Origin of the sequence: Curtobacterium sp. MMLR14_010, from assembly GCF_001865015.1 — a bacterium.
Classification (GTDB): domain Bacteria; phylum Actinomycetota; class Actinomycetes; order Actinomycetales; family Microbacteriaceae; genus Curtobacterium.
This window is the reverse complement of record NZ_MJGV01000046.1, coordinates 697,467-718,860: the sequence shown is the minus strand read 5'-3', so window position 1 is coordinate 718,860 and position 21,394 is coordinate 697,467. Positions and strand designations below refer to the sequence as shown.

Genomic DNA, 21,394 nt, shown 5'->3' with positions numbered 1-21,394 from the left:
GGCGGGTGAGCTGTGGGGACGCGGCAGCGCGCTCACAGGCGGCTCCACGCTGGCATGTCGTGAATCGCAAGTCAACCAGAGAGTCGGACGTGACGCGTGTGACCGATGTGACGGACGAGTGGTTCGCGTCCGGGCTGCTCTCTGGCACGATGGGCGTGTGAGTGCCACACCCACGGATGACATGTCCCTTTCCGAACGCTGGCTGACGGTCCCCGACCTCGTCGACCTGCTGGGCGTCAGCCCCGGCCGCGTCCACCGGCTCTTCGAGCAGCGGACGCTGCTCGCGGCGCGCGTCGGCGGTGTCCTGCGCGTGCCCGTCGAGTTCCTCGACGACGCCGAACCGCTGCCCGAGCTGCGCGGCACGCTGATCGTGCTCGGCGACAACGGGTTCACCGACGACGAGGCCGTCCGGTGGATGCTCGCCGTCGACGACGCGATCGGCGACTCGCCGATCAACGCGCTGCGCGCCGGCCGCAAGGCCGAGGTGCGGCGCATCGCGCAGTCCCTGCTCTAGCGGAGACGGCCGGGAGGCCCGGTGCCAGCTGGCACCGAGCCTCCCGCTCGTCTCGTGGTGACGGCTAGGCGGACCGGCGGCTGACCGTGTCGGCCAGCGACGCGAGCTGCTCCCGCGCCGACGGCGTCAGCGGGGCGGCGTCGAGCGCCGCCTTGGCGCGCTGCACGTGCCGGTCGATCGAGCGCTCCACTGCTGTGACCGCGCCGGACTCGGTCAGGGTCGCGCGGAGCATCTGCACCTGGGCCTCGTCGAGGTCCGGGTCGCCGAGCAGCTCGTCGAGGAGCGCACGGGACCCACCGGGCAACGCCTTGCGTGCCGAGGCGATGAGCACGGTGCGCTTGCCCTCGCGCAGGTCGTCGCCAGCGGGCTTGCCGGTGACCTCGGGGTCGCCGAAGACGCCGAGCATGTCGTCGCGGAGCTGGTACGCCACGCCGAGGGGGAGCCCGAACGCGCGGAGCCCCTCGAGCTGGGACGCGGAGGCGCCGGCGACCAGGGCGCCGATGACGAGCGGGGCCTCCACCGAGTACTTCGCCGACTTGAACACGACGACGCGCTGGGCACGGAGCAGGTGCTCGGCCTCGTCCACGGTCGGCCACGCCGTCTCCTCGTGGATGTCGAGGTACTGGCCGGCGGTGACGTCGAGGCGCATGGTGTGGAACTCCTGGCGCACGATGCGGGCCCGCGCGGGGTCGAGCAGCGCCAGGCCCTCGTCGAAGACCGCGTCGCTCAGCGAGAGCAGCATGTCCCCGAGGAGCAGCGCGGAGTTCGTGCCGTAGAGGCCGCGGTCGCCGACCCAGCCGGAGTCCTGGTGTCGGGACTCGAAGCGGCGGTGCGCAGCGGGACGCCCGCGACGGGTGTCCGAGCGGTCCATGATGTCGTCGTGGACGAGGGCTGCCGCGTGGAAGACCTCAAGCGCCGCGGCGACGGTCACGATGGCCTCGGCGGTGGTCTGCCGGGAGCCCTCCGCCAACGGGTCGAACGACCCGGAACGCCCTGCCACGGACTGCCACCCCCAGTAGCAGAACAGGGCCCGGAAGCGCTTGCCACCGGACAGGAGGTCTCGGGCGAACTCGTCGAACGGAGCCAGGTCCGGACTGATCGCAGCGAGTCGATCGCGCTGGTCGTCCAGTGCTCGATCGATCCGTGCCGAGACGAGGTCCACTAATCGCGTACTCTCAGCCACGGTGCCTAGCCTAGTGGGTGGCCCGGTCGTAGGATCGGTTCACCCATTCCAAGCGTCGATCCCAGGGACAAAGAGGGAATCCGGATGCCACTTTCGGAGCAAGAGCAGCGACTTCTCGAAGAGATGGAACGCAGCCTCTACCAGAACGACTCCGACTTCGTGGCGCGCGTCACCCGGCGACAGGGGCGACCGACGTACACGTCGATCACCATCGGTGTCCTGGGCGCGCTCGCGGGAGTCGCCATCGTCATCCTCGGGCTGGTCATGCGCCAGCCCCTCATCGGCATCGTCGGCTTCGTCGTCATGCTCGCCGGAGTGCTGTTCGCGCTCCGACCGGGCATGGGCGCACCGAAGCCCTCGGCCAGGGCACCGCGGACGCCGTCGTCCGGTGGCAGCCGCGGCCCGGCGTCCGGTGGCTCGTCGAACGGCGGATCGTTCATGGACCGGATGAACGAGCGCTGGGACAAGCGCAACGACCCGAACCAGTAGTCCCCCTCCACACTCCTCCACGGGGTCGGCCCATCACGGGCCGGCCCCGTTTCGGCGTTCCCGGGCTGTCCCCCGGTGCGAGCTTGCCCACCCCGTGCGGGGTCGTGGCGGCGCACCGGGAGTGCGACCTCGCACGGGCTGAGCGGCCGCGCACGGTGCGACCCCCGCGCGCCGAGCCGCATGCCGCCCACCGCGCGCCCTGGCCTGCGAAAGTCCTCCACTTCGCTCCCCAGGTGGCCCCGCGGCGCCGATCCGCGCCGTTCCGGGGGTGACGGCGGTGTCGGAGCCGCGCCGAGCCTCCGGACCGGCCCCCAGAACGGGGGTCTGCTCCCGTTTCGGGGAGGGCTTTCACCCCGGAGTGGAGGGAAGTGGAGTACCGTGGAGCCTGTCGCTGACCGGTGGAGCTGAGGGGAGGCCCCGACGTGTTGCTCGGTACCCATGCCCCCAAGCTCGACGAGAAGGGTCGCGTGATCCTCCCCGCCAAGTTCCGCGACGAACTGTCCGGGGGGCTCGTGATGACCCGCGGTCAGGAACGGTGCGTCGTCGTCTTCAGCGCCAGGACGTTCGAGGAGATCCACGAACGCGTCCGCCAGGCACCGATGACGTCGAAGCGCACCAGGGACTACATGCGCCTGTTCCTCTCGGGGGCCAGCGCAGAGCAGCCCGACAAGCAGAACCGCGTGACGATCCCGCAGAACCTCCGTGAGTACGCGGGGCTCGAGCGGGACCTCACGGTCATCGGCAGCGGTGACCGTGCCGAGATCTGGTCGACCACCGCGTGGGAGGCCTACTACGCCGAAGCCGAAGAGGCCTTCGCCGAGAACGACGAGGAGGTGATCCCGGGCATCTTCTGATCCGCGGATCGGGACTCCCAGCCGTACGCCCTGATGCACCTTCCCCGGTGTCAGGTCGGTATGGATGGGGATCCGGACCCGTGGCCCAGGAGTTGCGAGGGGCTGCACATGAGCACACCCGAACGGTTCCCGCACACCCCCGTCATGCTCGAGCGGATCGTGGACCTCTTCACGCCGACGCTCGACGGGCCGGGCAAGGTCGTCGTCGACGCCACGCTCGGCATGGGCGGACACGCCGAGGGCCTCCTCGAGCGATTCCCCGAGCTGACGCTCATCGGCCTCGACCGCGACACCGACGCGCTCGGCATCGCGGGGGAGCGCCTCGCCCGGTTCGGCGACCGCGTGCGCCTCGTGCACACCGTGTACGACGAGGTCCAGGCGGCCATCGAGGACCAGGGCTTCACCACCGTCGACGGCGTGCTGTTCGACCTCGGTGTCTCGTCGCTGCAGCTCGACCGGGCCGAGCGCGGGTTCGCGTACAGCCAGGACGCCCCGCTCGACATGCGCATGGACCGGACGGAGGGCATCACCGCCGCCGAGGTCCTCGCGGAGTACGACGAGGGCGAGCTGCGCCGCATCTTCCAGCGCTACGGCGAGGAGAAGCTGGCCGGCCGCTACGCCAAGGCGATCGTCGAACGCCGGACCGAGACCCCCTTCACCATGTCGGGCGACCTCGTGCAGGTCCTCCACGACGCCACCCCGGTCGCAATCCAGCGGCAGGGGCACCCGGCGAAGCGCGTGTTCCAGGCCCTCCGCATCGAGGTCAACACCGAGCTGAGCGTGCTCGAGCGGGCGATCCCCGCGGCGCTCGACGCCATCGCCGTCGGTGGCCGGATCGTCGTGGAGTCGTACCAGTCGCTCGAGGACCGGATCGTCAAGCGCGCGCTGGTCAAGCGGACGACGTCCAGCGCCCCGGCGGACCTGCCCGTCGAGCTCCCCGAGCACGCGCCCACCTTCTCCCTGGTCGTCAAGGGCGCGGAACTGGCCGACGAGGCCGAACGTGCCGCCAACCCCAGGGCAACGCCCGTGCGACTCCGCGCGGCCGAGCGAATCCGGAAGTGACATGAGCACGAACCTCGCACTCGTCGACCCCACCGTCGCCCCGTCGCGCGCGCCCAGGCCCTCCCGCCCCCGGCCGGAGCTCGTCGAGGTCGCCCCCACGAAGGCCCAGCGCCGCGCCCGCCCGCGCATCGCGTACGCCGTCGTCGGCGTCGCGGCCCTCGGCACGCTGCTGCTCGCGCAGCTCGGCATCAGCATGGTCCTGAGCCAGGGCGCCTACGAGCTGAACTCGTTGTCCGCCGAGCAGACCACGCTGAGCCGGTCGCAGCAGTCCCTGTCCGAGGAGCTGCGCGTGCTCGACTCGCCGCAGAACCTGGCACGCAACGCCCAGGCGCTCGGGATGATCGCGAACTCGACGCCCGTCTACCTCGACCCGACGACCGGCCAGGTGTTCGGCACGCCGACACCGGCCACCCCGGAGGAAGCGACCGGCAACACCGCGAACCAGGTGCCGAACTCGCTGCTCGACGGCGTGCCCCTGGCGGCGACGCAGGGTGACACGACGACGAGCAAGGAGAACGGCGCTGCCGCTCCCACGGCTGCTGCGCCGGCCGCTGCCGCTCCCGCAGCCGCTGCGCCGGCCGCTGCGCCCGAAGCCGCTGCGCCGGCCGCGAAGGACGCCGCTGCGACGGGTGACGCTGGGAAGACCAGCGGTGCCAGCGCGTCGGACGGGGCTTCCTCGAAGTCGTCCGTAGAGTCCGACCCGAACCAGCTCCAGGCACCCTCCACCCGGTGACCTGCGGGTCAGGACCCCGGAAGGACCGCACCGCGTGACGAAGACGATCCGCAACCGCCGACTCCGCTACAGCGTGGTCATCATCGCCGTGATCGCGCTCGTGGCGGTGTTCGTCGTACGCCTGGTCGACATCCAGGTCGTGCAGGCCGCCGAGCTCAACGAGCAGTCGAAGGCCAAGCGCAGCATCCCCGTGACCCTCTACGGCACGCGGGGGTCGATCGTCGACCGCGACGGCACCGCCCTGGCCGACAGCGTCACCCGGTACAACATCACCACCGCGCCGCGGCTCGTCAAGGCCTTCAAGGGCAAGCTCGGCGGCACCCGCGTCAAGGACGTCAGCGTCGACGTCGCACTCGCCGCGATCGCGAAGGCGTCCGGCGGGGACGTGGCAGCGATGGAGAAGGCGATCGACGCCGACCCGACGTCCGACTTCGCCTACCTGGTCAAGGGCCTCGACGTGAAGCGGTACGAGGCCGTCCGCGCGCTCGACGTCCCGTGGCTCTACCCGCAGCAGCAGTCGGCCCGGACGTACCCGACCGGCGCCACGACCGGCAACCTGACCGGCTTCATGGGGACCGACGGCGCCCAGGCCGGCCTCGAGCTCGCGTACAACCGCTGCCTCGCGGGCACGAACGGGTCCGAGACGTACGAACGCGGCGAGGACGGCGTCCAGCTGCCCGGCAGCACCGTCACGACGAAGCAGGCCAAGGACGGCGGCACGCTCGAGACCACCATCGACAGCGACCTGCAGTACATGGCGTCGCAGGACATCGCCGACGCCGCGCAGCAGATCGGCGCCGTGTCCGCCACGGCGACCGTCATGAAGGCGAAGACGGGGGAGATCCTCGCGGTCGCGGACTACCCGACGGTGGACCCGAACGACGTGGACGCCACGACGGACAAGGGTGCGTACGGGTCCCGTGCCCTGACGGACTCCTACGAGCCCGGCTCGACGATCAAGGCGGCCATCGCGGCGGCGCTCATCGACCAGGGCAAGGCCACGCCGACGACGGGCATCTCCGTGCCGTACTCCCGCACGTTCCCGTGGGGCGGCACCATCCACGACTCCGAGTTCCACGCGACCGAGAACCTGACGCTGACGGGCATCCTCCGGGACTCCTCGAACGTCGGCATCACCGAGCTCGGCGCCCAGCTCACGACGCAGCAGCGCTACGACGTCATGAAGAAGTTCGGCCTGTTCCAGCCCGAGCCCGCGATCGACTACCCGGGTCAGCCGGGCATGCAGTACGGCGCGAGCCCGGACTGGGACCAGCAGACCGACATCAACTCGATGTTCGGCCAGGGCATCTCGACGACGGCCATCCAGGTCGCGGGGATCTACCAGACCCTCGCGAACGACGGCGTGCGCATCCCGCCGCACTTCATCAAGGGCTGCACGACGGCCGACGGGAAGACGATCGACGCGCCCGACGTGCAGCCGGAGCGCGTCGTGTCCGCGGGAGCCGCCCAGCAGGTGACCGACATGCTCCAGAGCGTCGTCACCGGCGGCACGCTCGTGGGCATGAAGCCGATCTCCGGCTACAACATCGCCGCGAAGACCGGCACGGCTGAGGTCGCAGACGGTGCGAAGGGCTACGGCTCCGACCGGATCATCTCGGTGGCCGGAATGGCACCCGCCGAGGACCCCCAGTATGTTGTCACGGTGACGTTCACGAAGCCGGGGCCGGGACACAAGTTCTCCAGCTCCGCCGCTCCGGCGTTCCGCACTCTCATGTCCCAGGTGCTCGAGAAGTACCGTGTCGCCCCCTCCACGACCGAGGCGAAGACCTACCCGTCCACGTGGTGAGGAAGAAGGAGCACTTGTCCGCACGGATCCCCCCGGTCCTCCGGCCCGAACACCCGACCCCGAGGGCCGTGGCCGAGCTCGCGAACGCCTTCGGGCTCCGCGTCGTCGGCTCGCTCGACGGCGTCGAGACGACCGGCGTCACGCTGAGCGCCGCCGAGGTACAGCCGGGTGACCTGTTCGTCGGTGTGCACGGTGCGAACCGGCACGGCGCGCAGTTCGCCGCCGACGCCGCCGAGCGCGGTGCCGTCGCGGTGCTGACCGACGCCGACGGTGTCGCCCTGGCCGAGCCGGCCGGACTGCCCGTGCTCGTGGTCGACGACCCCCGCGCGGCGCTCGGCGACGTGTCCGCCTGGGTCTACCGGACCCACCCGGACGAGGCCGACGACCTCCCGCAGCTCTTCGCGGTCACCGGGACGAACGGCAAGACCAGCACGTCCTACATCCTCGAGGGCATCCTCAAGCAGCTCGGCCTGGTCACCGGCCTGAGCTCGACGGCCGAGCGCCACATCGGGTCGCTCAGCGTGACGAGCCGTCTGACCACACCCGAGGCGAGCGAGATGCACGCCCTCCTCGCCCGGATGCGCGAGAGCGAGGTGCGCGCGGTCGCCGTCGAGGTGAGCGCGCAGGCCCTCAGCCGCCACCGGGTCGACGGCATCGTCTTCGACGTCGTGGCGTTCACGAACCTCAGCCACGACCACCTCGACGACTACGCCGACATGGAGGAGTACTACCGCGCGAAGCTCCCGCTGTTCGAGCCCGAGCACGGCCGCCGCGGCGTCGTCTCGCTCGACACCGACTGGGGCCACCGCGTCGTGCAGGACTCCCGGATCCCGGTGACGACCATCACGGTGCACCCCGACGTCGAGGCAGAGTGGCACGTCGACATCACCGACGCCCAGGCCGCCTACACCGAGTTCCGCCTCACCGGACCCGAGGGCCGCGAGCTCACCACCCGCGTGCCGCTCATCGGCTGGCACATGGCCGCGAACGCCGCGCTGGCGATCGTCATGCTCGTCGAGGGCGGCTTCGAGCTCGGCGCCATCGCGCAGGCACTCGGGTCCGGCCACCGTCGCTACCACGACGAGACCGACGGCCGCTCCGTCAGCGCAATCGAGTGCTACCTGCCCGGCCGCACCGAGCGGGTCTCCGGCGACCGCGGCCCGAGCGTGTACGTGGACTTCGGGCACAGCCCCGACGCCTTCCTCAACACCCTCGCCGCCGTCCGGCAGTTCACGCCGGGCAAGGTCGTCATGCTCTTCGGCGCCGACGGCGACCGCGACACGACCAAGCGCGGCGACATGGCCCGCGTGGCCGCCGAGGGCTCGGACGTCCTCGTCGTGACCGACCACCACCCGCGCTTCGAGGACGCCGCCTCGATCCGCACCACCCTGGTCGAGGCCGCCCGCGCGGCCTTCCCGGACCACGAGATCCACGAGGTCAGTCCGCCAGAGGCTGCGATCCGCGCCGCCGTGGCGCTGGTCGGCGAGGGCGACTCGATCCTCTGGGCCGGCCCCGGTCACCAGGACTACCGCGACATCCAGGGCGTCAGGACGCCGTACTCCGCCCGCGACGAGGCCCGTGCGGCCCTGCGCGAGGCCGGCTGGGAGCCGAACGCCGGCCCGGTGGAGGAAACGCGATGATCGCCATGTCCCTCGCCGAGATCGCAGCAGCGGTCGACGGCGAGCTGGTCCGCGGTGCCGCCGACACGATCGTCGACGGCTCCGTGGAGACCGACTCCCGCCTGGTCGGCCCCGGCAGCGTCTTCTTCGCGCTCCTCGGTGAGGAGACCGACGGCCACCGCTTCGTGCCGTCCGCGGCCGACGCCGGTGCCGCCCTGGTCGTCACCGAGCGCGCCACCGACCTGCCCGAGGGCAGCGCCACCGCGCAGGTCGTCGTGGCCGACGGCTACGCCGCCCTCGCCGCGCTCGCGCACGAGGTCGTCGCCCGCGTCCGTGCGTCCAGCGCCGACCGGACCGACGAGCACGGCCGTGCCGCCGGGCTGCGCGTGGTCGGCATCACCGGCTCGAACGGCAAGACCAGCACGAAGAACATGCTGCGGACGATCCTCGCCGAGCACGGTGAGACCGTCGCGCCGGAGGGCTCCTTCAACAACCACGTCGGTGCACCGATCTCGATGCTCCGCATCACCCACGACACCCGGTACCTCGTCGTCGAGATGGGCGCGAGCGGCATCGGCCACATCGCGAAGCTCGTATGCGTAGCCGAGCCCGACACGGGCGTCGTCCTCAAGGTGGGCCTCGCGCACGCCGGCGAGTTCGGCGGCATCGAGGCCACGCAGCGCGCGAAGTCCGAGATGGTCACCGACCTGCCGGCCTCCGCGACCGCCCTGCTGAACGTCGACGACGACCGGGTCGCGGCGATGCGCGGCCTCACGGCCGCCCAGGTGGTCGGCTTCGGCACGTCCGATGACGCCGAATACCGCCTGACCGGTGTGTCCACGGACCGTGACGGCACGCGCTTCACGCTCACCGCGCCTCCCGGCCGATCTGGAGGCTCGGAGCAGGTCCCTGAGACCGTCGACGTCCGCCTCGCCATCCTGGGCGAGCACCACGCGATGAACGCGACGGCCGCCCTGGCCGTCGCCCACCGCTGGGGCGTCCCGCTCGCCGACGGCGCCGCCGCGCTCGCGTCCATGACGCGCGCCGAGCGCTGGCGCATGGAGCTGCTCCAGGGCGGGCCGGAGGGCGTCACCGTCATCAACGACGCCTACAACGCCTCACCCGACTCCACCGCCGCTGCCCTCCGCACGCTCGTGCAGGTCGTCCGACCGGGGGAGCGCACCATCGCGGTCCTCGGCGAGATGGCCGAGCTCGGCGAGTTCTCGGTGGAGGAGCACGACACCATCGGTCGGCTCGTCGTCCGGCTCGGGATCGGCCAGCTCGTGGTCGTCGGCCGCGGCGCGATGGCGATCCACCAGGCCGCCACCCTCGAGGGATCGTGGGACGGCGAGTCCGTGTTCATCGAGGACGTCGACGACGCCGTCCAGACCCTGCAGGAGATGGTCCGCCCCGGCGACGTCGTCCTCGTCAAGTCCTCGAAGTCGGCCGGGCTGCGGTTCCTCGGCGACCGCCTCGGAGGTGTCCCCGCATGATCGCCCTCCTGATCGCCGGCGCCGTGTCGCTGGTGTTCACACTCCTGCTCACGCCCCTGTTCATCCGGCTGTTCCACCGTCTCGGGTGGGGCCAGTTCATCCGTGACGACGGTCCGCAGTCGCACCACACCAAGCGCGGCACCGCGACGATGGGCGGCATCGTGCTCATCCTCGGCACGGTGATCGGCTACTTCGTCGGGCACCTGGTCGGGCCGGACTCCGTCACGCTCTCGGGCATGCTCGTGCTGTTCCTGATGGTCGGGCTCGGCCTGGTCGGGTTCGTCGACGACTTCCTCAAGGTGCGTCGCCAGCGGAGCCTCGGGCTCGGCGGGTGGGCGAAGGTCCTCGGTCAGGTCATCGTCGGCGTCATCTTCGCGACGATCGCGCTCGTGGTCCCGAGTTCGACGGGCAAGCCGCCCGCGTCCACCATGATCTCGGCGATCCGGGACATCCCGTGGCTCGACTTCATGGCCCTCGGCACGTTCATCGGCACGATCCTGTTCCTCGCGTGGATCGTCCTGCTCACGGTGTCGACGTCGAACGGCGTCAACGTGGCGGACGGCCTCGACGGCCTCGCGACCGGGTCGAGCATCCTGGCGATCGGGTCGTACGTGATCATCGGCTTCTGGCAGTCGAACCAGATCTGCGGTGGTGCCCGCCTCGACGCGGACACGGAGCACGCCTGCTACACCGTGACGAACCCGCTCGACCTCGCGGTCGTCGCGGCCGCGGTCTGCGGTGGCCTGATCGGCTTCCTCTGGTACAACACGTCGCCGGCGCAGATCTTCCTGGGCGACACCGGGTCGCTCGGCCTCGGCGGCGCGCTGGCGGGCCTCGCGATCCTCAGCCGCACGGAGCTGCTGCTCGTCCTCATCGGGGGCCTGTTCTTCATCGTCACCGGCTCGGTCATCCTCCAGCGGGCGTACTTCAAGATCACCCACGGCAAGCGCATCTTCCGGATGAGCCCACTGCACCACCACTTCGAACTCAAGGGGTGGGCCGAGGTGACCGTGGTCGTGCGGTTCTGGATCATCGCCGGACTCTGCGTCGCAGCCGGTGTCGGACTCTTCTACCTGGAATGGATCACGCGCGTTGGTTGATCGTCTCGACGGGCTCGACAGCTGGTGGTCGGAGGGCTGGAAGGGCCTCGACGTGGCCGTGCTCGGCCTGGGGGCCACGGGCTTCTCGGTCGCCGACACACTCGTGGAGCTCGGCAGCACCGTCACGGTCTGGTCCACCGACGCCCCCGCGGACAGCGTCGAGCTGCTCGCGGTGATCGGCGCCCGGTTCGTGCAGACGCCGCTCGACACGGTGCCCGCCGACCTGGAGCGCCAGGCGCCCGACCTGGTCGTGGTGTCGCCCGGACTGCCGCCGCACAACGCGACCGTCCGCTGGGCCACCGAGCACAGCACCGTCTGGGGGGACGTCGAGCTCGCCTGGCGTGTGCGCGACAAGGTCGTGCGCGGTCCGGTCGCCGCCCCGTGGGTGACGATCACCGGCACGAACGGCAAGACCACGACGACGCAGCTGACCACCGCGATGTACCAGGAGGAGGGCCTGCGGGCCGTGGCCTGCGGCAACATCGGCGTGCCCGTGCTCGACGTCGTACGTGACCCCGAGGGCTTCGACGTCCTGGTCGTCGAGCTCTCCAGCCACCAGCTGCACTACATGGCGGACAGCGGCGACGGTGCGGTGCTGCCCCTGGCCTCCGTGTGCCTCAACATCGCCGACGACCACCTCGAGTGGCACGGCTCCGCCGAGGCCTACCGGGCCGCCAAGGCGAAGGTGTACGAGCGCACCGTGCTGGCCTGCGTCTACAACGTCACCGACGAGGCGACCCGCCGCATGGTCGAGGAAGCGGACGTCGTCGAGGGCTGCCGGGCCGTCGGGTTCACGCCCGGTGTCCCGGCCGCCGGCGACGTCGGGATCGTCGACGACGTCCTGTGCGACCGGGCCTTCGTCGAGGACCGCCGGAACAGCGCGCTCGAGCTCGCCACGCACGAGGACCTCGAGGCCGCCGGGCTCGCGAGCCCGCACATGACGATGAACGTGCTCGCCGCCGCGGCCCTGGCGCGCGCCGGCACCGTCCGTCCCTCGGCGATCCAGCGTGCCGTCCGGGCGTTCCGTGCCGACCACCACCGGACCGAGCACGTGGCCACCGCCGACGGCATCGCCTGGGTCGACGACTCGAAGGCGACGAACCCGCACGCCGCCACGGCGTCGTTGTCGGCGTTCCCCTCGGTCGTGTGGATCGTCGGGGGCCTGTTCAAGGGCGTCGACGTCGAGGCCCTGGTGCAGGAGTTCGGTCCGTCCGCCCGTGGCGTCGTGGTCATCGGCGCCGATCGGGGACCCGTCGTGGAGGCATTCGCGCGACACGCGCCGACGGTGCCGGTCCTGCAGGTCGAAGCAACGGACACTGATCAGGTCATGCCCGAGGCGGTCCGACATGCCGCGTCGATCGCGAGGTCGGGCGACACGGTCCTCCTCGCCCCGGCTGCCGCGTCGTTCGACCAGTTCGGCTCGTACGCCGACCGGGGCGAGCGCTTCGCGGCTGCGGTCCACGAGCACCTGGGAGGCGACGCCGATGGCGACACCGACGGATCTTCCGGCGAACGGCCGTAGCGGCCGGACGACGTCCACCACGAGCAGTCGGCTCGGCGCCGCCACGGCCTCGAGCCGCTCCGCTGCCGGACGTCGGGCGAACGGTGCCGTCGTCGCGGTCCGGAACGTCTTCGTCGCCGAGTCGAGCAGCTTCTACGCGATCCTCGGCGTGACGCTCTTCCTCGTCGTCTTCGGCGTCGTGATGGTGCTGTCGTCGTCGAGCGTCGAGGAGTACCGCTACAAGCACGGGTTCTTCGGCGCCTTCGCCAAGCAGGGCCTCTACGCGCTCATCGGCGTGCCGCTCATGCTCGTGGTCAGCCGGTTCCCCGCCGAGTTCTGGCGTCGCTGGGCGATGCGCATCGTCGGTGCCGGCCTGGTGCTCCAGCTCCTCGTGTTCACCCCGATCGGCATCGACGTGCAGGGCAACCGCAACTGGATCGGCTTCGGCGGGATCACGGCGCAGCCCTCCGAGTTCCTCAAGCTCGCACTCGTGCTGGGCATCGGCGCGGTGCTGTTCCGCAAGCGCGAGAAGCTGCACGACTGGCGCGAGGTCTTCATCCCGGTCGGCCTGGCCACGGCGGTGTCGATCGGCCTCGTCCTGCTCGGCGGCGACCAGGGCACGGCGATGATCATGGTGATCCTGGTGTTCGGCAGCCTGTTCGTCGGCGGCGTCCGCCTGCGGCACCTGGCCGTCGGCGTCGCGGCGATCGCGGTGATGCTGCCCGTCGTCACGATGGCGTCGAGCTCGCGGCAGGTCCGCATCAGCGCCTGGCTCTCCGGGTGCACCGACTCGAACCAGGCGCAGGACATCTGCTGGCAGCCCGTGCACGGCATGTGGGCGCTGGCGTCCGGCGGCGTGTTCGGTGTCGGGCTCGGCAACTCCAAGGCGAAGTGGTCCTGGCTGCCGGAGGCCGACAACGACTACATCTTCGCGATCGTCGGCGAGGAGCTCGGGCTCATCGGCTGCGTCGTCGTGCTGGCGCTCTTCGTGGTGCTCGCCATCAGCATGATCAAGGTCATCCGCCTGTCGGACGACCCCTTCGTCCGGACCGTCACCGGCGGCGTGCTCGCCTGGGTGATCGGGCAGGCCCTCGTCAACATCGCGGTGGTCCTCGGTCTGCTGCCGGTGCTCGGCGTCCCACTCCCACTCATCTCCGCGGGCGGTTCGGCGCTCATCATGACGCTCGTCGCGATCGGTGTCGTGCTGTCCTTCGCCCGGGAGATCCCCGGCAAGAACGCCCTGTCCCGCGCCCACGACGTCCACGACGTCCGCACCAGGAACGGGAGTGTGCGGTGAGCACCTACCTCTTCGCCGGCGGCGGCACCGCCGGCCACGTGAACCCCCTGCTCGCCGTCGCCGACCGGCTGACCGAGCGCTCCCCGGACGCGCGCGTCCTCGTGCTCGGCACGGCGGAGGGCCTCGAGTCCCGCCTGGTGCCGATGCGCGGCTACGAGCTCCTGACCATCCCGCGGCTGCCGTTCCCGCGGAAGCCGAACGCCGCGGCCCTGCGCTTCCCCGGGGCCTTCTGGCGTGCGGTCCGCCGGACGGAGCAGCTCATCCGCGAGCACGACGTCGAGGTCGTCCTCGGCGTCGGCGGCTACGCGGCCGCCCCGGCGTACATCGCGGCGAAGCGCACGGGCACGCCGATCGTCGTGCACGAGCAGAACGCCAAGCCGGGCCTGGCGAACCGGCTCGCCGCGTTCCTCACGCACCACGTCGGCGTCACCTTCTCGAACACCCGCCTGCGGCACGCCCGCCTGGTCGGCATGCCGCTCCGCCGCGAGGTCGAGGACCTGGACCGCCGTGCCAGCCGCGCGGAGGGCCTCGCCGAGTTCGGCCTCGACCCGGCCCGTCCGGTGCTGCTCGTGACCGGTGGGTCGTCCGGTGCCAGGAGCATCAACCGCACCGTGAACCGTTCGGCCGCGTCCATCGTGGGCGCCGGCTGGCAGGTGCTGCACGTCGTCGGCGGCACGTCCGACATCGGCCCGAGCGACCTCGACGGGTACACCGTCTTGCCGTACTGCGACCGGATGGACCTGGCGTACGCGGCCTCGGACTTCGTGGTCTCGCGTGCCGGCGCCGGCATGGTCTGCGAGCTCGCGGCCGTCGGGCTGCCGAGCGTCCTGGTGCCGTACCCTGTCGGCAACGGCGAACAGCGGCACAACGCCCGCGACGTCGTGGACGCCGGCGGGGCGGTCCTGGTGGCCGACGAGGAGTTCGACCAGGACTGGGTGACGTTCCAGCTCCTGACGATCCTGCAGGACCGCGCGAGGATCGCCGACATGGCGATGCGCGCCGGCAGCGTCGGGCACCGCGACGGCGCCGACCGGATGACCGACCTGGTCCTCGACGCCGCCAGGACGGTCGGCACGGGCACCAGCACCCGCTCCCAGGGCGGCACGACGCACGGCAGCACCACGGAGGAACCATGACCATCAAGCCGGACCTGACCCAGCCGATCCCGGACGACCTCGGCACGGTCCACTTCGTCGGCATCGGCGGCTCCGGCATGAGCGGGATCGCCAGGATGTTCCTCGCCGCCGGGCACCGCGTCACGGGCAGCGACTCCCGCGAGACCGCGACGACCGGTCGCATGCGCGAGCTCGGCGCCGAGGTGCACATCGGCCACGACGCCACCAACGTCGGTGCCGCGGACACCATCGTCGTCACGAGCGCCCTGTGGCCGGACAACCCCGAGCTGCTCGAGGCCCAGCGCCGCGGGCTGCCGGTGCTGCACCGCTCCCAGGCCCTCGCCGCCCTCATCGCCGACCACCGCCTGGTCGCGGTCGCCGGTGCCCACGGCAAGACCACGTCGACCGGCATGCTCGTCACCGCCATGGTCGAGCTCGGCCTCGACCCGAGCTTCGTCAACGGCGGCGTCATCCAGTCCCTCGGCACCAGCTCCGCCCCGGGCACGAGCGACCTCTTCGTGGTCGAGGCCGACGAGTCCGACGGCTCCTTCCTGCTCTACGACGTCGCGGTGGCGCTCATCACGAACGTCGACGCCGACCACCTCGACCACTACGGCAGCGAGGACGCGTTCATCGACGCCTTCGTCGAGTTCGCCGCGAAGGCCCGCGAGCGCATCGTCGTGTCGAGCGACGACGCCGGCGCCAAGCGGGTCACCGCCGGCGTCCGCGCCCTCGAGCACGCGCCGGAGGTCGTGACCTTCGGCGAGGCCACCGACGCCGACGTCCGCATCGAGCGCATCGTCGAGTCGGCCGGGGTCGAGGTCGACTTCCGAGCAGCGGGGGAGTCCCACCACCTCACGCTCCGCGTGCCCGGGCGCCACAACGCGGTCAACGCCGTCGGTGCCTTCGCCGTGCTCGTCGGGCTCGGCGTGTCCCCGGCCGACGCCCTCCGCGGCCTCGAGGCCTTCGGCGGCACCGAGCGTCGCTTCGAGCTGCACGGCGTCGAGCGTGGCGTGTCCGTCTACGACGACTACGCCCACCACCCGACCGAGGTCGCCGCAGCGCTCCGCGCCGCACGGAACGTCGTCGGCGACGGCCGGATCATCGCGATCCACCAGCCGCACCTGTACTCGCGCACCCGGATGATGGCCGGGGACTTCGCCGCGGTCTACGAGCAGCTCGCCGACCACACGGTCGTCCTCGACGTCTACGGCGCCCGCGAGGACCCCGAGCCCGGCGTCACCGGCGCCCTGGTGCAGGAGCGCTTCCACGACCAGAGCCACGTCGACTACCTGCCCGACTGGGCCGAGGCCTCCGCACGCGCAGCCGCGGTCGCCCGCGACGGCGACATCATCATGACGCTGAGCTGCGGCGACGTGTACCGGATCATCCCGCAGGTGCTCACCGCCCTCGGCGACCGGACCGACGGGGTCAGCGCCCGGTGAAGCGTCCCGAGGGCTTCGACGAGCGACCGGCGCAGCGCGCCGCCGCCGACGAGGAGGGCGACCGCGCACCACGTGAGCGCCGGGTGCCGCGACTCGGGCGGCTGACCGGCCGTCGTGGGGTCGAGGACGTCCAGGAGGCCCCGCTCGACCCCGCCCCGTCGGCTCCTGACCACGAGACGGTCCCGCCCACCCCCGCCCGCTCGGCGGGTGCCCTGCCGGACCTGCCCGACGTCACGGACACCGGCACGGTGCTCGACGCGGACGACGACCTCGACGCGCGCCACGACGACCATGACCACGACCGTGACGCGCGTCACGGCCGGGACCACGACGACGACCGTGACCACGCGCCGGGCGCGACCGACGTCGTCGACCTGCGCACCGCCTCCCGTCCCGGCCACCTGGACACCGCGACCACGCCCATCGGTGCCGGCGTCCGCGCTGCCGAGACGGCACGCGAGGCGCGGGTCGCCCGCAAGCGCCGCCGCCTGCACGAGCGCGCCGAGGTCCGCCGGTTCACCCGGCGCTCCCGGCACCGCCGCGCCGCCTGGGTGACGACCGGCGGGATCGTCGTCGTGCTCGGCGTCTCGATCCTCGTCGCCGTCTTCTCCCCGCTGATGGCGCTCCAGACGATCGAGGTCAAGGGCACGAGCCGGGTCGACGACGCCGCACTGCGCCGGGCGCTGTCCGACCAGATCGGCACACCACTGGCCCGACTCGACTCCGCGGCCATCAAGCGCGACATCGCGGCCTTCCCGCTCATCGAGAGCTACGTGACCGAGGAAGCGCCGCCGCACACGCTGGTCGTCACGGTGACCGAGCGCACGCCGGTGGTGACCGTCAAGAACGGCAAGTCCTACGACCTCGTCGACCCGGCGGGCATCGTCGTGCAGACGTCGGCGAAGCGCCCGGGCTCGATGCCGCTCGCGAACGTCGGGGCGGCCAAGCTCGGCTCGTCGGTGTTCCGCACGATGACCGAGGTCGTCCTGGCGCTCCCGTCGGCCGTGCGGTCGCAGGTGTCCGGCGTCGCGGCGTCGACCTCCGACGACGTGACGCTCACCATGAAGGACGGCTCGCGCGTCGTCTGGGGGAGCCCCGACGCTTCAGCGGCGAAGGCGGCCCTGCTCGACGCCCTCGTGAAGGACCACGCCGCCCGCGCGCCGGACACGGCCGTCGAGTACGACGTGTCGGCACCCGACAACGGGATCATCCGCACGCAGGACTGAGCTCGGACCGCCGCGCCGAGAAAGTGCGCGACCGCATTGCACGACACGCGGCGTGGCGGGGCGACACCGTACGGAGCGCACCCGTAGCGTCGAAGCCAGCAGCACCCATACCAGCACCACCCCGCAACTTCAAGTAGAGGTTGAGGGTTCTACCGGAGGCCGACTGACGTGACCACGAACCACAACTACCTCGCCGTGATCAAGGTCGTCGGTGTCGGCGGCGGCGGCGTCAACGCCGTCAACCGCATGATCGAGCTGGGCCTCCGTGGGGTCGAGTTCATCGCGATCAACACCGACGCCCAGGCGCTCCTGCTCAGCGACGCCGACGTCAAGCTCGACGTGGGCCGCGAGATCACCCGCGGCCTCGGCGCCGGCGCGGACCCCGAGGTCGGCCGTCGTGCCGCCGAGGACCACGCCGAGGAGATCGAGGAGGCCCTCGCCGGGGCCGACATGGTCTTCGTCACCGCCGGTGAGGGCGGTGGGACCGGCACGGGTGGTGCGCCCGTCGTCGCCCGCATCGCCAAGTCGATCGGCGCCCTGACCATCGGTGTCGTCACGAAGCCGTTCAGCTTCGAGGGCAAGCGTCGTCAGTCGCAGGCCGAGAACGGCGTCGCCGGCCTCAAGGACGAGGTCGACACGCTCATCGTCGTGCCGAACGACCGCCTGCTCGAGATCTCCGACCGGGGCATCTCGATGGTCGAGGCCTTCGCGACCGCCGACCAGGTGCTCCTCGCCGGCGTGCAGGGCATCACCGACCTGATCACCACCCCCGGCCTGATCAACCTCGACTTCGCCGACGTGAAGAGCGTCATGCAGGGTGCCGGTTCGGCGCTCATGGGCATCGGGTCCTCGCGGGGAGCCGACCGGGCGATCAAGGCCGCGGAGCTCGCGGTCGCGTCCCCGCTGCTCGAGGCCTCCATCGACGGTGCGCACGGCGTGCTGCTGTCGATCCAGGGCGGCTCGAACCTCGGCATCTTCGAGATCAACGACGCGGCCCGCCTGGTGCAGGAAGCCGTCCACCCCGAGGCGAACATCATCTTCGGTGCCGTCATCGATGACACCCTCGGCGACGAGGTCCGCGTCACGGTCATCGCAGCCGGTTTCGACGGCGGCGAGCCCTCGTCGCAGGTCAAGGAACGCCGTGCCAGCTGGGTCGACCCGGACGCCGGTGCCACCGTGCCCGTCGGCTCGAGCGCGACCGGCCCGCAGGACGCCGCCCCGGCCCGCTCGTGGGCGTCGCAGGAGCACGAGCCGCCGGCGCAGCGCGCCGCGGACCCCGCCTTCGACGGTGACGACGACGAGCTCGACGTCCCCGACTTCCTGAAGTAAGACGACATGACGGACGGCTCCACGAGCCTCCAGGACCGGCTGTCCTCGGTCCGCGACGGCATCGCCGACGCGGCCAGGGCGGCCGGTCGCTCGTCCGACGACCTGACGCTCATCGTGGTCACGAAGTACCACCCGGCGTCACTCGTCGCCGAGCTCGCCGCGCTCGGGGTGACCGACGTGGGGGAGAACCGCCACCAGGAGGCCCAGGCCAAGGCCGCGGAGCTGGCCGACCTCGGGCTCACCTGGCACTTCGTCGGGCAGCTGCAGTCGAAGAAGGCCCGTCAGGTGCGCCGGTACGCCCACGTCGTGCAGTCGCTCGACCGGGCGTCGGTCGTCGACGCCTTCGCGCCCACGGCCGAGGAACCGGACCCCGTCGTCCTCGACGGCTTCGTGCAGGTCAACCTCACCGACGACCCCGGCCGCGGCGGCGTGCAGCCCGACGACGTCGACGCCATGGTGGAGCGCATCCTGGCCACCGGCACGATCGCCCTGCGCGGCGTGATGGCCGTCGCGCCCCTCGACGAGGAGCCCCGTGCCGCCTTCGCCCGGCTCCGTGCGATCTCCGAGCGCGTCCGCCTGACGGTGCCCACGGCGACCGACATCTCCGCCGGCATGAGCGGCGACTTCGCCGAGGCGATCGCCGAGGGCGCGACACACCTGCGGATCGGGACGGCAATCACCGGAAACCGCCCGGCCGCACCCTAGCCTCGTCACAGGGCAACCCCGAGCACGCACACTCCTGGAGGAACCATGGCCGGTCCGTTGAAGAAGACGATGGTCTACCTCGGCCTCGCCGACGAGGAACTCGAGTACGAGGACGAGCAGCCAGCGCCGACCCAGTCGCGCGCGCAGCAGCAGCCGTCCCCGGCACCCGCTGCGCAGCAGCACGAGACCCCCGCTCCGGCGGCTGCGGCTCCGGCGGCAGCACCCGCTGCGGCTGCCCCCGAGGCCAAGGCCCCGCACACCCACCAGCGCGGCGCCCAGGTCACTCCGCTCCGCCGCGCGCACACGACCGCACAGAAGGCGACCCCGGTCCAGGAAATGAACGAGATCCTCACCGTCCACCCGCGCGAGTACAAGGACGCCCAGTCCATCGCCGAGAGCTTCCGCGACGGCATCCCCGTCATCATCAACCTGTCGCAGATGACCGAGTCGGATGCGCGTCGCATGATCGACTTCGCGAGCGGCCTGTCGCTCGGCCTCTACGGCAAGATCGAGCGCGTCACGAACAAGGTCTTCCTGCTGTCACCCGCACACGTCGCAGTGAGCGGTGAGGCGCCCGAGGTAGAGTCCAACATCGAGGCGTCCTTCTTCGCCCAGTCCTGAGTCGTCACGTCCCAGGTCCCGACCGCGGTCGTGACCACGGGGCGTCGCCCAGGCCCACCCGCCCCGTGGTCGTCGCCCCCGTGACGCCGACCACCCGAGACGAGCGAGCCGCACCGTGTCCTCGATCTTCACGATCCTGTACTTCCTCCTCCTGCTGTACTTCTTCGTCATGTGGGGGCGGTTCGCGTTCGACATGGTGCAGGCGTTCAACCGCTCCTGGCGTCCCCGCGGCGGCATGCTCGTGGTCGCGAACGCGGTCTACTCGCTCACCGACCCGCCGATCCGCACCGTCCGTCGCGCGCTCCCGCCGCTCCGGATGGGCGCCGTGGCGCTCGACTTCGGCTGGTCCATCGTGATGCTCGTCGTGATCATCCTGATGAGCGTCGTCCGGTTCATCTCCGCGACGGTCTGACCCGCCCGTCCCGGCCCGTGTCTCGTCCGAGACGCGCCGCGCCGTGGCCATGATCACGGATCATGCCCGCGCTCGGTGTACGGTGGTCGGGATCGATGCCCGCCTCCGCGGGCATTCGCACCGAGGGCCCCGCTGGTACATTCACAGCGGGACGTCCCGGTTCCACACGTTCAGCAGTTCTATTGAGGTGACGGCAATGGCTTTGACGCCGGAAGACGTAGTCAACAAGCGGTTCCAGCCGACCAAGTTCCGCGAGGGCTACGACCAGGACGAGGTCGACGACTTCCTCGACGAGGTCGTGGTCGAGCTGCGTCGCCTGACCCAGGAGAACGAGGAGCTCCGCCAGCGCCTGCAGGCCGCCGAGTCGGCGCCGAAGCCGGCCGCTGCCGCCGAGCCCGCTCCTGCTCCGACCCCCGAGCCCGAGCCGGAGCCGGCCCCCGTCGTCGCCGCTCCCGAGCCGGCACCGGTCGCCGCCGCGGCACCGACCACCACGGTCAACCCGGACGAGGACACCGAGGGCACCACGAACCTCCTGACGCTCGCCCGTCGTCTCCACGAGGAGCACGTCCGCGAGGGCATCGAGAAGCGCGACGCGCTCATCGCCGAGGGCCAGGCACAGGCAGCACGCCTCGTGTCCGAGGCCGAGTCGAAGCAGCGCCAGATCATCGCCGACACCGAGAACACCAACCGCCAGCGCGTGCAGGTGCTCGAGGGCGAGCAGCGCCAGCTCGAGGGCAAGATCGACGAGCTCCGCACGTTCGAGCGCGACTACCGCGCCCAGCTGAAGAGCTACATCCAGGGCCAGCTCAACGAGCTCGACACCCCGTCGGGCACCGAGCAGTCCGGCTTCACGCCCGCGCCGGCATCGGCGCAGGGCTTCGGCAACTGA

Annotated in this window: 20 protein-coding genes; 19 read left to right on the top strand and 1 reads right to left on the bottom strand. The window is 71.4% G+C overall.

Annotated features, from left to right (window positions below):
* Window positions 1–181 precede the first annotated feature (181 nt).
* Entirely contained in the window at window positions 182–514 is a 333-nt protein-coding gene (locus BIU98_RS11945) for an Rv2175c family DNA-binding protein (RefSeq protein ID WP_071276125.1), read from the top strand.
* 64 nt (window positions 515–578) lie between these two features.
* Here the strand turns inward: BIU98_RS11945 and BIU98_RS11940 are convergent, their stop codons facing one another.
* Window positions 579–1,697, bottom strand: a complete 1,119-nt coding sequence (locus BIU98_RS11940) for a polyprenyl synthetase family protein (RefSeq protein WP_071276123.1) — start codon at window positions 1,695–1,697, stop codon at window positions 579–581.
* An 84-nt stretch (window positions 1,698–1,781) separates the two neighbouring features.
* Here BIU98_RS11940 and BIU98_RS11935 point away from each other — a divergent pair, with 84 nt between their 5' ends.
* From BIU98_RS11935 to BIU98_RS11850, 18 genes are all read left to right on the top strand, one after another.
* The gene (locus BIU98_RS11935; RefSeq protein ID WP_071276121.1) at window positions 1,782–2,186 is read left to right on the top strand and encodes a DUF3040 domain-containing protein; all 405 of its coding nucleotides are present in this window, start codon (window positions 1,782–1,784) and stop codon (window positions 2,184–2,186) included.
* Window positions 2,187–2,608: 422 nt separating this feature from the next.
* Window positions 2,609–3,040 (top strand): division/cell wall cluster transcriptional repressor MraZ, encoded by a 432-nt coding sequence (mraZ, locus tag BIU98_RS11930; protein ID WP_071276119.1) that lies wholly within the window; start codon window positions 2,609–2,611, stop codon window positions 3,038–3,040.
* A gap of 108 nt (window positions 3,041–3,148) precedes the next feature.
* A complete protein-coding gene (gene rsmH, locus BIU98_RS11925) occupies window positions 3,149–4,102 on the top strand; it encodes a 16S rRNA (cytosine(1402)-N(4))-methyltransferase RsmH (protein WP_071276117.1) in 954 nt (317 codons plus the stop codon).
* Between the two features lies 1 nt (window position 4,103).
* Window positions 4,104–4,835, top strand: a complete 732-nt coding sequence (locus tag BIU98_RS19450; RefSeq protein WP_071276115.1) for a hypothetical protein — start codon at window positions 4,104–4,106, stop codon at window positions 4,833–4,835.
* Window positions 4,836–4,869: 34 nt separating this feature from the next.
* On the top strand, window positions 4,870–6,642 hold the full coding sequence (locus tag BIU98_RS11915; RefSeq protein WP_071276113.1) for a penicillin-binding protein 2: 1,773 nt from the start codon (window positions 4,870–4,872) through the stop codon (window positions 6,640–6,642).
* Window positions 6,643–6,656: 14 nt separating this feature from the next.
* Window positions 6,657–8,282, top strand: coding sequence for a Mur ligase family protein (locus BIU98_RS11910; protein ID WP_071276529.1), 1,626 nt, complete (start codon window positions 6,657–6,659; stop codon window positions 8,280–8,282).
* Window positions 8,279–9,754: a UDP-N-acetylmuramoyl-tripeptide--D-alanyl-D-alanine ligase gene (gene murF / locus BIU98_RS11905; RefSeq protein WP_071276111.1), complete on the top strand. Its 1,476-nt coding sequence runs from the start codon at window positions 8,279–8,281 to the stop codon at window positions 9,752–9,754. The genes BIU98_RS11910 and murF overlap by 4 nt, the downstream gene beginning before the upstream one ends.
* A complete protein-coding gene (gene mraY / locus BIU98_RS11900) occupies window positions 9,751–10,854 on the top strand; it encodes a phospho-N-acetylmuramoyl-pentapeptide-transferase (RefSeq protein WP_071276109.1) in 1,104 nt (367 codons plus the stop codon). The genes murF and mraY overlap by 4 nt, the downstream gene beginning before the upstream one ends.
* A complete protein-coding gene (murD, locus tag BIU98_RS11895) occupies window positions 10,847–12,376 on the top strand; it encodes a UDP-N-acetylmuramoyl-L-alanine--D-glutamate ligase (RefSeq protein WP_254787875.1) in 1,530 nt (509 codons plus the stop codon). Before mraY ends, murD begins: the two co-directional genes overlap by 8 nt.
* Window positions 12,339–13,652: a putative lipid II flippase FtsW gene (ftsW, locus tag BIU98_RS11890; RefSeq protein ID WP_071276105.1), complete on the top strand. Its 1,314-nt coding sequence runs from the start codon at window positions 12,339–12,341 to the stop codon at window positions 13,650–13,652. The genes murD and ftsW overlap by 38 nt, the downstream gene beginning before the upstream one ends.
* On the top strand, window positions 13,649–14,788 hold the full coding sequence (murG, locus tag BIU98_RS11885; protein ID WP_083393193.1) for an undecaprenyldiphospho-muramoylpentapeptide beta-N-acetylglucosaminyltransferase: 1,140 nt from the start codon (window positions 13,649–13,651) through the stop codon (window positions 14,786–14,788). Before ftsW ends, murG begins: the two co-directional genes overlap by 4 nt.
* Window positions 14,785–16,212, top strand: coding sequence for a UDP-N-acetylmuramate--L-alanine ligase (gene murC, locus BIU98_RS11880; RefSeq protein WP_071276103.1), 1,428 nt, complete (start codon window positions 14,785–14,787; stop codon window positions 16,210–16,212). The genes murG and murC overlap by 4 nt, the downstream gene beginning before the upstream one ends.
* Window positions 16,209–17,438: an FtsQ-type POTRA domain-containing protein gene (locus tag BIU98_RS11875; protein ID WP_083393192.1), complete on the top strand. Its 1,230-nt coding sequence runs from the start codon at window positions 16,209–16,211 to the stop codon at window positions 17,436–17,438. Before murC ends, BIU98_RS11875 begins: the two co-directional genes overlap by 4 nt.
* A 168-nt stretch (window positions 17,439–17,606) precedes the next feature.
* The gene (gene ftsZ / locus BIU98_RS11870) at window positions 17,607–18,767 is read left to right on the top strand and encodes a cell division protein FtsZ (RefSeq protein WP_071276101.1); all 1,161 of its coding nucleotides are present in this window, start codon (window positions 17,607–17,609) and stop codon (window positions 18,765–18,767) included.
* Between the two features lie 6 nt (window positions 18,768–18,773).
* Window positions 18,774–19,472 (top strand): YggS family pyridoxal phosphate-dependent enzyme, encoded by a 699-nt coding sequence (locus tag BIU98_RS11865; protein ID WP_071276099.1) that lies wholly within the window; start codon window positions 18,774–18,776, stop codon window positions 19,470–19,472.
* 45 nt (window positions 19,473–19,517) lie between these two features.
* Window positions 19,518–20,093 carry a cell division protein SepF gene (locus BIU98_RS11860; RefSeq protein WP_071276097.1) on the top strand — a complete coding sequence of 192 codons (576 nt, stop codon included), beginning with the start codon at window positions 19,518–19,520 and terminating at the stop codon, window positions 20,091–20,093.
* A 115-nt stretch (window positions 20,094–20,208) separates the two neighbouring features.
* Complete coding sequence (locus BIU98_RS11855; protein ID WP_071276095.1) at window positions 20,209–20,505, top strand: YggT family protein; 297 nt, start codon at window positions 20,209–20,211, stop codon at window positions 20,503–20,505.
* A gap of 196 nt (window positions 20,506–20,701) precedes the next feature.
* Window positions 20,702–21,394 (top strand): DivIVA domain-containing protein, encoded by a 693-nt coding sequence (locus BIU98_RS11850; protein WP_071276093.1) that lies wholly within the window; start codon window positions 20,702–20,704, stop codon window positions 21,392–21,394.